Annotated in this window: 10 protein-coding genes and 1 rRNA gene; 4 read left to right on the plus strand and 7 right to left on the minus strand. The window is 31.2% G+C overall.

Annotated features, from left to right (window positions below; genetic code table 11):
* From rrf to FHK87_RS21820, 3 genes are all read left to right on the plus strand, one after another.
* Window positions 1-98 (plus strand): 5S ribosomal RNA (gene rrf, locus FHK87_RS21810); the annotation flags it as partial.
* A 109-nt stretch (window positions 99-207) separates the two neighbouring features.
* Entirely contained in the window at window positions 208-1,083 is an 876-nt protein-coding gene (locus tag FHK87_RS21815) for a LytR/AlgR family response regulator transcription factor (protein WP_140596722.1), read from the plus strand.
* 131 nt (window positions 1,084-1,214) lie between these two features.
* Window positions 1,215-1,820, plus strand: coding sequence for a hypothetical protein (locus FHK87_RS21820; protein ID WP_140596724.1), 606 nt, complete (start codon window positions 1,215-1,217; stop codon window positions 1,818-1,820).
* Window positions 1,821-1,856: 36 nt separating this feature from the next.
* On the opposite strand, the gene FHK87_RS21825 is transcribed toward FHK87_RS21820, so the two are convergent.
* The 3 genes from FHK87_RS21825 to FHK87_RS21835 form a co-directional block, all read right to left on the minus strand.
* Window positions 1,857-4,823, minus strand: coding sequence for a DNA polymerase III subunit alpha (locus FHK87_RS21825; RefSeq protein ID WP_140596727.1), 2,967 nt, complete (start codon window positions 4,821-4,823; stop codon window positions 1,857-1,859).
* A 12-nt stretch (window positions 4,824-4,835) separates the two neighbouring features.
* The gene (locus FHK87_RS21830) at window positions 4,836-6,026 is read right to left on the minus strand and encodes a DNA polymerase Y family protein (protein WP_140596729.1); all 1,191 of its coding nucleotides are present in this window, start codon (window positions 6,024-6,026) and stop codon (window positions 4,836-4,838) included.
* Between the two features lie 225 nt (window positions 6,027-6,251).
* Window positions 6,252-7,070 (minus strand): hypothetical protein, encoded by an 819-nt coding sequence (locus FHK87_RS21835; RefSeq protein WP_140596732.1) that lies wholly within the window; start codon window positions 7,068-7,070, stop codon window positions 6,252-6,254.
* 281 nt (window positions 7,071-7,351) lie between these two features.
* Here FHK87_RS21835 and FHK87_RS21840 point away from each other — a divergent pair, with 281 nt between their 5' ends.
* On the plus strand, window positions 7,352-7,861 hold the full coding sequence (locus tag FHK87_RS21840) for a DinB family protein (RefSeq protein ID WP_140596735.1): 510 nt from the start codon (window positions 7,352-7,354) through the stop codon (window positions 7,859-7,861).
* A gap of 8 nt (window positions 7,862-7,869) precedes the next feature.
* Here the strand turns inward: FHK87_RS21840 and FHK87_RS21845 are convergent, their stop codons facing one another.
* From FHK87_RS21845 to FHK87_RS21860, 4 genes are read right to left on the minus strand one after another with little or no spacing between them, the layout of a single operon-like run.
* Window positions 7,870-8,103 (minus strand): DUF6095 family protein, encoded by a 234-nt coding sequence (locus FHK87_RS21845; protein ID WP_140596737.1) that lies wholly within the window; start codon window positions 8,101-8,103, stop codon window positions 7,870-7,872.
* On the minus strand, window positions 8,093-8,905 hold the full coding sequence (gene murQ / locus FHK87_RS21850; protein ID WP_140596740.1) for an N-acetylmuramic acid 6-phosphate etherase: 813 nt from the start codon (window positions 8,903-8,905) through the stop codon (window positions 8,093-8,095). Before murQ ends, FHK87_RS21845 begins: the two co-directional genes overlap by 11 nt.
* Window positions 8,906-8,948: 43 nt before the next feature.
* Window positions 8,949-9,773, minus strand: a complete 825-nt coding sequence (locus FHK87_RS21855; protein WP_140596742.1) for a DUF4249 domain-containing protein — start codon at window positions 9,771-9,773, stop codon at window positions 8,949-8,951.
* A gap of 11 nt (window positions 9,774-9,784) precedes the next feature.
* Complete coding sequence (locus FHK87_RS21860; protein ID WP_140596745.1) at window positions 9,785-12,193, minus strand: TonB-dependent receptor; 2,409 nt, start codon at window positions 12,191-12,193, stop codon at window positions 9,785-9,787.
* Between the last annotated feature and the right edge of the window lie 90 nt (window positions 12,194-12,283).

Consider the following 12,283-nt stretch of genomic DNA (forward strand, 5'->3'; position numbering starts at 1 on the left):
ATAGCATCGGGGCTCACCTCTTACCATTCCGAACAGAGTAGTTAAGCCCGTTAGCGCCAATGGTACTACAATCGTGGGAGAGTAGGTCGCCGCCTTCTTCAAAACCCTTCATTACTTAAAATGAAGGGTTTTTTTTAGTTTTATGTGTATTGACTTATATTGGTATCGTAATATTCTATATTTTTAAAGAATTTAATCTATATCCTAATGAAATATAGTTGGAATAATAGAATAGAAAAAAAATGGATATTGTATTCAAAATATGAATTCACTATATCACTATTGTTTAGTGGTTTGGTTCTTTTACTTCTGGTCCTATTTCAGCCATTTGAGTATAGATCATATACATTATCAAAAGTTTTAAGTGATTCTTTCCTTTCAGCGGTTCTTGTTTTATTAATTACCTTCATTACAAGATGTATTTCATCATACTTTATTAAAGATAACACAAGTAATGATACCACTAATTTTTATGATATAGTCAATATTATATTCGATATTACTATATTCTTGGTGTTATCATTTAGTATTAATCAGTTTTCAGGGGGATTCAATAATATCAGTTATATTGAATGGTTTAAAGTCTCTATTAAATATATTCTCGTCTTTGAAATTTTGTTTATTCCTCTCTCATTATTTGTTAGGCGCTACTTTTTACTACATGATATAGTAGATGTAAGTAGTAAAAATGACTTGTTTATTCCGAAAAGTAAAGAAATTTCAAAGTCATTAGTGAAAGCAATATGTTTTACTTCTGAAGAAGAAAAAATACAACTGGAAATATCCCCTGATCAGGTGTTGATGCTAAAAAGTAGTGGTAATTATATAGAGGTCTTTTATATTGATGAAGAAAAAGTAAAATCTTATCTAGTCAGAAATACACTTTCGAATATAAATGATAAGATAAAAGATTACTCATTTTTATTTAGATGTCATCGCTCTTATGTAATTAACATAAACAAAATAATAAAAGTCAAAGGAAATTCAAGGGGATATCAAATTTCTATCGATGGAATACCACATAAAATCCCTGTATCGAGATCTAGAATTTGTTTGTTCAATACAGTTTTTAATCAAGAATAGTAGTAACAGTTATACTCTGATAATTAATTCTTTTCCAATACATCCCAAAAACTTCCTATTAGTCACATTAATTAGTCGCGAAGCTTTTTGTGGCATTACTTTGTGATCTCAAAATTTAAATGAGATTATATATGCGAACAGAAAATTTACGGATCATCTTAATATTAATAATTGGTTTAAGTATTATAAGTTGTAAAACAACAAAGACAGATAATATATTAAAAGCTCCCGATACTTGGAGAAAAGAAGTTTTAGAATTTCCATTAATATTTGCGAAATCTTTACCTTATAAAGGAGAAGAACATATACGTTTTGCTGAAGGTTGGGGAGATATAAAAAGTAGAGAATATTTTAGCTATGTTTTTGTTTGGATACTTGAAAAGAATCCGGATTTAACTATTTCGAAACTTGAGTCTGATATGAATGTATATTTTACAGGGCTCATGAAAATGGGATTACTTACAAAATTTAAATTTTTTAAAAAACTACCAAAAACAAAGGTCATATTCAAAAAGTCAAAAACATCTAATGCTCATTTTGAAGGGAATATTGAAGTATATGATGCATTTTTTAAAAAAGAAAAAATACTTTTAAATATAAAAGTTTCTGAAGCTTTTTGTAGTAAGATAAATAAACATATCATTTACTTTCGTTTATCTCCAAAGAAATTTAAAGATACATTATGGAATGACTTAAATAAAGTGAATATAGAATTTAATTGTGAAAACGATTTATGAGTTGTTGGTTAAAATTTTTAGGGTGTATATGATCAATCATGCATATCTGGGATCGGGGATATAATCTTGCTTTATAATTCTGTTTACTTCTATGCTTAAAAAGCTAAATTCGTCTACCACTTTTCCATAGATTCGATAGATACCCTTATGTTTTAGTTTATATTTTTCTTGGACTTTGGGAAATAGTACTGTGTCAAAAACTTCTTTAGACTGGTCTAAAAAAGTAGCAAAAACCATTCGTTTTCCTGTATGCGTCTTAGTATTCTTGATGGAAATTAAATAACCGTATATATCTATTTGTTTGTTTAGATGCTTTTTTAATTGTTTTGCAGTTGTCGTATTGCGTGGCGGATTAGCAAGTATTTGATAATAACCGCAAAGAGGAAAACCAAAAGCTTCAATTTGTTCAAAAGCAATTTCTAGATGAGAAGTGTGTAATTTTGGTAAATTATATTCTTTAGAGTTTTGATCAAATAAAGATAAGGGTTGTTCCTGAGTATTTGCAAGGACTTTATTTGCTCTAAAATGTGCTTTCCATAATAATTCATATTCGTTTTCTTGAGAGAATCTAAAAGCGCCTATTTTGATGAGTATACTTAGTTGTTCGATACTGATCTGAACCCTTTTTAAAAAATTATCGAGAGAGGTGTAAACACCATTTTGAGTTCGATCAAGCAATATAATTTCTGAAGTTTTATGATCTAAATCCCTTAAACTCATGAAACCTAAAAAAATACAATTTCCTTTGATAGAATGCTCAAAATTGCTGGTGTTGATACATGGAGGTAATATTTCTGCACCCAAAGATTCTGCTTCATATAAGTAGACTTCGGGACGATAAAACCCTCCTCCATTATTCAATGTAGCTACTAAATACTCTAAAGGGAAATAAGCTTTAAGAAATAAACTTTGATAACTCTCTACAGCATATGAAGCAGAATGACCTTTAGGAAAAGCATATCCGGCAAAACTGGCGACTTGATTCCAAATTTCTATAATCAAAGAATCTTTATATCCTTCTTTTCTACAATTAGAGATAAATTTTTGTTTTACTTCTTTGAATTCTTTCCTGGATCTAAATTTTCCACTCATTCCTCTCCGCAAAACATCTGCTTCATCAAGAGTGAGTTTAGCAAACAGATGAGCTACTTTGATTACATCTTCTTGATATACCATAATACCATAAGTGTCTTCCATAAGATTTAGCATTATTGGGTGCGAATTTTTTCTTCTTTCTACATTGTGTACTCTTAATATGTATTCTCGCATCATACCGCTTTTGGCAACACCTGGCCTTATAATCGAACTAGCAGCTACTAGACCTATATAACTATCTGTTTTTAATTTGCTTAAAAGCATACGCATGGCTGGTGATTCTACATAAAAACATGCTAGACATTTAGCTTCTCTAATCAAGTATTTAATATTTGGGTCTTCTTTAAAACTTTTGATATCATGTATATCAATATCTTTTGATTGAGGTTGATTGTATTCTATAATACTCAAAGCGTCTTTTATTTTGGCAAGCCCGCGTTGTCCCAGAATATCGAATTTATATAGTCCTAAATCTTCGGCTATGATCATATCATATTGTACAGTAGGAAAACCTTTTGGAGGTAGGTTTGTGGCAGAATAATAGTGCAAATTTTTCTGACTTATCAGGATACCACTTGCATGAATACTCAAGTAATTAGGCATTCCTTTAATAAGATTACTATATATGATAACAAGCCGTTGAATTTGATCAAGTGATTGATAATCATAATCTTCTTCGGCTAGTTTGTCAATTTCAAATTTAGGTAAACCAAAAACTTTTCCTAACTCTCTGATTGCTCCTTTATGATGAAAGGTAATATAAGTACCTAAGAGTGCTACATTTTTAAATTCTTCAAAAATAAAACGAGTTATATCTCGTCGATCTTTCCAGGAAAAATCGATATCAAAGTCCGGAGGACTAGTGCGATGCGCATTTATAAAACGTTCAAAATACAAGTCTAATTCTATTGGATCTACATCTGTAATGCCTAATAAATAAGCTACAATACTATTAGCTCCACTGCCGCGTCCTACATAATAATACTTTTTACTTTTTGCATAAGAGATAATTCTCCAGTTGATCAAAAAATAAGATACAAATTGCATTTTGATGATCAACGCTAATTCTTTTTGTAGTCGATCCCTGACTTTTTGTGTGAGATTGTTTTTATAACGTTTTTTTAAACCTTCGTTGCAGAGTTGTTTTAGTAGTTCGTTGTCTTCGGTTACATTACCTGTAAATGTATTTTGATTTAAGGAAGGTTTGTTTTTAGAAAAGTCAAAATCTACAGAACATTTCTTTTGTAATGCTATTGTGTTATTGATGATGTATTTGTATTCAGAAAATTGCATTTCGATATCTTGCTTGTGTATCATCTGTTCAGAAAAACAAGCTTGTTGCTTTTTGGGTAAGCTACTTAATAATATATTATTATCGATAGCGCGTAGTAGACGGTGTGCATTAAAATCCTTTTTAGTTCTAAAGGTAACAGGCTGTAATGCCACAATTTTATGCTGCTTAATATTAAGGTTGGAAAAATGAAACTGAAATAACTCTTGATTCGAAATACCTATGTATTCATTATTTTTAAGACTTATTTTTTGCGACGATTTGAATCGTCTATATGGATATATGATGTAGGCATTTTTGAACTCTGGAGCAGCCTCCGGGAAATCAATTTTTTGATGTAGATGATAGGATAAAAAGTCATTGAGTTCCTTATAACCTTCGTTATTTTTTGCTAACCCTACATATAATTGTTGATAATCATTTCTAAAATCGATACCAATGATAGGTTTAATAGTATAATCTTTAGCTTTTCTTATAAAATTTAAACATGCAGATGTATTGTTAATATCAGTAAGTGCTATGCAATCTATTTCATTTTTTTTGGCTAACTCCAAAAGCGCTACTTCAGAGAAAGTACCAAAACGTAAACTGTAGTATGAGTGACAATTAAGATACATATATCTTTAGAGTTATTTTTTATGGATAACAGGAATAAGAGGAGAAACTGTTTTAAGCTTATGTGTTTCTAATGAAGAAGCTCTAGCAATACTTTGATCTCCATATTTATTTCTGATATGATCTAATGCTTGATATAATTGATATTGTTTTGTATTTTTTTCAAATAGATTGATTTGTAGATTCCCTTTTATAAGATGACTGAATTTTATACCAACCAATCGTATTAGTAATCGCTTTTGATGTAATTGATTGAACAGTTCTAAAACTTTAGTAAGTAAAATATGATCTGCATTTGTATATTGAATTTTCTGTTGTTTAGTATAAATGTTGAAATCAGAATACTTAATTTTTAGTACGATACAAGCAGTAAGTTTGTTTTCTTTTCGCAGTTGATATGATAAATTTTCTGTCATAGCAACTAAAAGATTTTTTAGCTTATATAAATCTATGGTATCTTTGTTAAAAGTGTGTTCGAGTGATATAGATTTACGCTCAGAGTATGCAATAACAGGTGTATTATCTATTCCATTAGCTCTTTTCCATATTGTTAATCCATTTGTTCCCAAAACACCTTTCATCACATCTACAGGCATTTCTTGTATTGTTTTTACATATCGAATACCAAGATTTCTTAGCATTTGATATGTTTTTTGACCGACCATAGGTACTTTTTTGACTGAAAGGGGAGCCATAAAAGATTTCTCTGTACCAAAATCAACTTTAATTTGATTATTAGGCTTAGCTACATTTACTGCTACTTTTGAGACTGTTTTATTTTGCGAAAGTCCAAATGATATAGGCAGCCCTGTTTCAGAAATTACTTTTTGTCGTAATTCTATAGCATATTTATATGTTCCAAAAAACTTATCCATACCAGATAGATCAGCATAAAACTCGCTAATACCTGATTTCTCTAAAACGGGTACTTTCTCTTTAATGATCTCTGTAACAAGTTCAGAATATTTGCTGTAAGCAGCGTTGTTACCGCTTATGCTTATCGCCTCTGGACATAGTTCTTTAGCTGTTTTCATAGGCATGCCATTATGTATGCCATATGCTTTGGTTTCTTGGCTACAGGCAATTACAATAGCACGATCATTAGTTCCTCCTATCAAAATAGGTTTCTGAAGTAATGAACTGTTGATTAACCGTTCTGTAGATACATAAAACGAATCTAGATCAAGATGTAATATAGTTCTCAATAGTTATAAAAATGGAATATTTCCAAAAATATGGAATAATTCCATTAAAACAAATATTATGATTCCTTTTACAAATTATTTGTTATAACGTACCAGTAAAAATATTTAATATGATGATAAATCATAAAAGAGAAGTAGAGTAGAGGGTAAAAAAAATGACATCCCCTATATTGAGGATGTCAGATTAAAAATTCTATTTCGGGGCTACAAAATAAAATTAAGTAATCAATTTTCTGCGCTATAAGTTGCAAATTGTTGCATAGCTGTTTTTGTAAGTTGTTTAGCTCTATCTACGTAGAAACTTTTTGTTTCATCAAGAGACTCATTTTTGAGATCGTTTTCACTTCTTACATAATCTGATGATGATTCGAATTTTGATTCTTCATTAAGTACAACACTTAATTCTTGTAGAGCATTTTCTAACTTTTGTAGAGCTTGTTCTGCTTTTGATTTTATCAAAGACTGTTTCTTTAATTCTGCTGCTCGCTTAGCATTAAGGTCAGCTTTCATCTTGTTTTGTTCTGCGATCTGTAATTCTAGCCTTTTCTGTTCCTCTTCTAATTGAAGGCGTTTTCTTTCTAACTCTGCTTTCTTTTGAGCTACCTCTTGAGCAGCTTCTGCTAACTCAGCAGATTCATTATCTTCTTCTACCATGGCGATATCGCTACTACCTTCGTTGGCTTGACAATATGTTAATTGCTCTAATATTTTTGCACCTAATTCTTTAGCACGCTTAGCAAAAAATCTACTACGCTCGTATGTGTCTTGTTGCAAAGAACTCTCCATATCAACTTTAGCTTGATATGCTGTTTCATTAGCTTCTTTACAATTACATTCTTCTGCTAAACTTTCTACTTTTGAAAAAGATTCTATGGCTTTGTCTGCATACTCTTGTGTATGAAAAACATTATTAGCACCATGGGCTTTCTTACTGTGAGCGTAAGCATAGCTTGCGGCTGTTAGTGCGTCTTCATACAAGTCTTGTGCGCTGATCTGGAATAAAAAAAACGATAGAAATGAAGTTAATATTACTTTACTCATCATACGGGGCTTTTAAATCACGAAACAATAATACAATATTTTATTTATATCATCCAAAAAAAACCGTCATTAATCGATGAAATGCGTCATTTGTCTTGATTTTTACGGTTTAACCCTATTTTTGGTGAAAAATATCTTACTCGGGGTAAAAATATGATATTCAAACTGTAAGAAAATTAATAACGTTCCTACTTATATATTATTTTAAATTAAATGCTAAAAAAAATAAAATTATAAATACCAATATTTATTTTGCAAATTATTTATGTATCTTACTTTATAATATGAAGCACTTACTTATATCCTCAATACACAAAAACCTTGATAATGCGATTGCTTTATTAGGTTCTTTAGACTCCACAACATATCAAGACTCATCAATAGGACCCTACTATTCTAGTGTAGGATCGCATATAAGGCATACTCTTGATTTTTTTGATTGTATCATCAATGGTTTAGATGCCAACGATATTGATTTGACTGCTCGTAAAAGAGATGAAATATTGTCTACAAATAAAGATTCTGCTATAGCGCGCATACAAGAAATCCAGGAAACACTTTTGTCTTACAAAGAGAGCAATACAGATTATTTACTTAATGTAACTGATAATATGGGTCAGGGAAAAGTGACGGTTAATTATACTTTGGAAAGTGTTTTATGCCATGCAAATAGTCATGCAATACATCATTATGCGATTATCGGTTATATATTGCATCAATTAGAATTAGAAGTAAAAATTCCCGGATTTGGTTATAACCCTACATCTCCTGTCAATAAAAGAGAAGGGATTTAATTGTCTATTTATCTTTTTCCGAAAATTGATTCCATTATGGTTTTTAGTCCTCTAAATGCCATAAATATAGCAAAGCCTGCTCCAAGTAGTCCAAGGATTAATATGGGAACATACATGGGATGGTCTTGATTCTTGAAAGCAGAATGTATGATTACAGGGCTTATAAACATAAAAATGAGTGCAATGGCCATACGTTGTACTCCCTTTCCTAATATGTTTTTATCAGTTTTTCTAGGTTCCATAATTTTTTATAGCATTACGAACATTACCATATTTTTTTAACAACTGCTCGGCTTCTTCCTGAGTAACCTTAAGTTCGTCTATTATCATTCTAATACCACGATCAACAAGTTTATTATTACTTAATTGCATGTCAACCATTTTATTACCTTTTACCTTTCCTAATTTGATCATTGTAGTTGTAGAGATCATGTTTAGAACCAGTTTTTGAGCGGTTCCTGCCTTCATTCTAGAACTTCCGGTAACAAACTCGGGACCTACTGTTACTACAATTGGAAATTTGGCGGTATTTGCTAAAGGGCTACCATCATTACACGTAATGCAACCGGTTGTGATTTGGTTGGCGTTACAAGATTCTAGAGCACCTATAACATAAGGAGTTGTACCAGAAGCTGCAATACCAATAACGACATCTTTTTTTGATATTTGGTAATCATTAAGATCTTTCCAACCTTGATCAATACTATCTTCGGCAAATTCTACTGCTTTTCGTATTGCTTTATCTCCCCCGGCAATTAGCCCCACAACCAGACCATGAGAAACTCCAAACGTTGGGGGGCATTCGCTTGCGTCTACTATCCCAAGGCGTCCGCTGGTCCCAGCACCAATATAAAAAAGCCTCCCTCCATCTTTTAATTTTTCGACAATGCGATCAACTAATTTTTCTATTTGAGGAATTGATTTTTCAACAGCTAGTGGAACAGTTTTGTCTTCTGTATTGATGTTTGTAAGCAGTTCATTTACAGTCATTTTTTCTAAATGATTGTATTTTGAAGACTGCTCTGTGGTCTTTATAAATTGCATATGTCAAAAATACTCATTTTTGACATTACGTACCTATTGTAAACTATTCTTCTTTTTCAGCTATCGTAAAATCAAATCTATTTGCTTCAGAAAGATTAAAATAACCAAGAGCATAATTATCTCTATTTGTAGTATTTATAATATTTCCTCGTAATAATGCCGGTGGTGTTTGAAAAGGATTTCCACCATCTTGATCACTTTGATCTATTAAAAGGTCGGCATAATTGAAGTATTGTTTATCTATTCCTAAAATTTTAATCGTTGCTGTGCGTCCTGTGACATTATTTTCATAGAAATATGAAAAATCTACAGATTCTCCCTGATAAAATCGATCTTCACTTACTTCTAAAAGATTGAAATCAAAATCAAAAAGATAAAAATTATCTCGGTTACCATCATCTGTAAAAGATACAATTATCTCGGTTTCGTCATCAAATAGTTCGCCATCACCTTGTTCTATATTATCTATAGGTACTGAAGGAAATAATTGTGTTGTAGCTGTGTAGGTTTCATTATTATACAGTACAGTTAGTTGATATGAAGTATCAAATTCTGGTATAAAATCTTCTGATTCGGGAAGAAAGAAACCAGATTCACCAGATTCTGTAAAATTGATAACAGAATTGTCAGAAAGATTTGTGATAAAGACTGTTGCATTACTTACAGTTGGGATATCCTCATCAAAAAATGGAGCAGACATTGTCAACTTTACGCCTCCTTCTACAGAAACAGGAGTTTCGTTGAGATATAATTCAAAAGAGGCATCTACTACTAATCTTGGTTCTCCTTCTGGAACATCTACTGAGATTACGTCTTCACAACTTGTGAATGATAAAGATATTAATATGATATAGAATAATTTTTTCATTTTTTTAACCCTTAAAATTTAAAGTTATATGTTACTGCAGGAACAATACCAAAAATTGATGTTCTAATAGCTTCATTTACAAAAGTATCTTCATTTCTTGCAAAGTTTATAGATGCAGCATTACGTCTATTATATAAATTATAAATACTAAATACCCATTCTCCCTGCCATTTTCGATTTTTATTTTTTCTTGGAGTGAGCGTAGCAGAAATATCAACTCTGTGAAAAGCAGGTAATCTTTCGCTATTACGTGGTGAATCAAATACAGGAACTAGTAGGCCTTGGTATTCAAATTGACCTGTAGGATAGTTGGTAGGTTGACCGGTTTGAAAAATGAAGTTTGCTCCAAAGCGCCATTTTTCATTCAGTTCATAAGTTCCGTTAAAAGAGATGTCATGTGTTTTGTCAAACGGTGTATTGTACCATTTACGATTATTTATCCCTGGTTCTTCTGGAGTTCTTCCTGGTGTTCTCTGTTCTGATTTAGACAATGTATATGCAAACCATCCTTTGAATTTTCCTTCATTTTTTCGAAGTAAAAGCTCTAAACCATAAGCACGAGCTTCACCATTTAAAATATCTTGTTCTATCGCATCATTTGCGATTAGATCAGCGCCATCAATATAATCAATGCGATTCTTGATATCTTTATAAAATACTTCTGTCTCGATAGAATAAGTACCATCATCGATATTTTTGAAATACCCTAATGCATATTGATTGAGTAATTGTGGTTTAATAAACCTCCCGCTAGGTGTCCATACGTCTAATGGAGTAGGAGAGCTGGTATTGGATAATAAATGGAGATATTGTGCCATTCTATTATAACTTGCTTTTATAGAATTATTATTATCAAAAGCATAAGCCATTGCTATTCTTGGTTCTAGATTAGTAAACGTTTTGAGGCGATCACTCCTACTAAAGTTTTCAGTTCCTATAGGATCGTTTGATTCATAGATTTGTATATCTTGATTAAAGGAGAGTGGATTATTATCTTCATAAATGTTGAGTTCATCCTGTCCTAATCTTATAAAATTACTTAACCTTAATCCATATTGTAAGGTCAATTTATCAGAAATCTTGTGTTCAGCATCAATATATGCTCCAAATTCATTCGCATATTTGTCAATTAACTTTTCTCTAATAATCCCAGAATCTTCTCTATTAGGTTTTATTTCTCCTGGGTTAAATTTGAAATATATATTGTTGATCCCATAATTAAGTTGAAAATTATCACTTAGATAATGCTTAAAATCGTATTTAAGGTTGAAGTTTCTAATACCGGAGTCCCATTCAAAACCTACAAAATCAAGTTCTAAACCATAAAAATAATCTGAGTAGATTAATGAGAGGTTTGAAAATAGTTGATCTGAAAATAAATGATTCCATCTTAAATTAAGTACCGTATTCCCATAAATATTCTCAAAGCTATCATCTATTCTGAATACATCACGACCAAAATATCCTGATAAGTACAGGTTGTTGTTATCATTAATTTTGTAATTTAATTTAGTATTTAAATCATAAAAATAAGCAACATTATCATTACCATCATCTACAAGTGGAAGGAATAAGTGTGCATATGAAGCTCTACCACCTACAAGAAAAGCACCTTTATCTTTTACTATAGGGCCTTCGAGAAGTAATCTACTTGAAACAGCTCCCAAACCTCCATTCATCTTAAACTTTTTGCTGTTTCCTTCTTTTTGGTAAATATCTAATACCGAAGATACTCTTCCTCCATACCTTGCAGGGATTCCACCTTTATAAAGCTTGATATCTTTTATGGCATCCGGATTAAATACAGAAAAGAATCCGAAGAGATGGGATGAATTGAAGATCATTGCTTCATCTAATAATATCAGATTTTGATCGGCAGCACCTCCTCTTACATTAAAACCAGAAGCACCTTCACCAGCGCTAGTTACCCCAGGTAGTAATAATATAGATTTTACTACATCTGCCTCTCCCAAAACCACAGGGATTTGCTTTATTGTTGCAGAAGATAGTTTATTAAGACTCATTTGGGGGGTCTTAATATTTAACCGTTCTGCTTTTTCTTTTATAACTACTTCATCTAGCATTTCTGATGCTTCGTCAAGTTGAAAATTCAGTTTTTTATTCTCATTAAGTTCTATTTCCTGAACAATGTCTTTAAAACCTAAATAGCTTACTTGTAACTTATATGTTCCTTTTGGGAGTGTAATAGAATAAAAACCATATACATTGGTGACAACACCTTTTCCTATTTCAGGAAAGATCACGTTAACCCCTATTAGAGTTTCATTACTGGAAATCTCTGAAATAGTTCCGCTAAGTGTAAATTTTTCTTGAGCAGACACTGATAGGCTTGCTAAGAATAAGAAAAATAATAGTATACTAAAGAGTTTATGTTTTTTCAATGGTGAGTTATTTATCATTTGTATTAATTCATTGTATAAAGGAAGATATATACTTTTATTATTAAAATAACCTTAAGGTTAATTTTAAGTTATATTACCTTTGTGGAT

This window comes from Aquimarina algicola, from assembly GCF_006443095.1.
Lineage (GTDB): Bacteria > Bacteroidota > Bacteroidia > Flavobacteriales > Flavobacteriaceae > Aquimarina > Aquimarina algicola.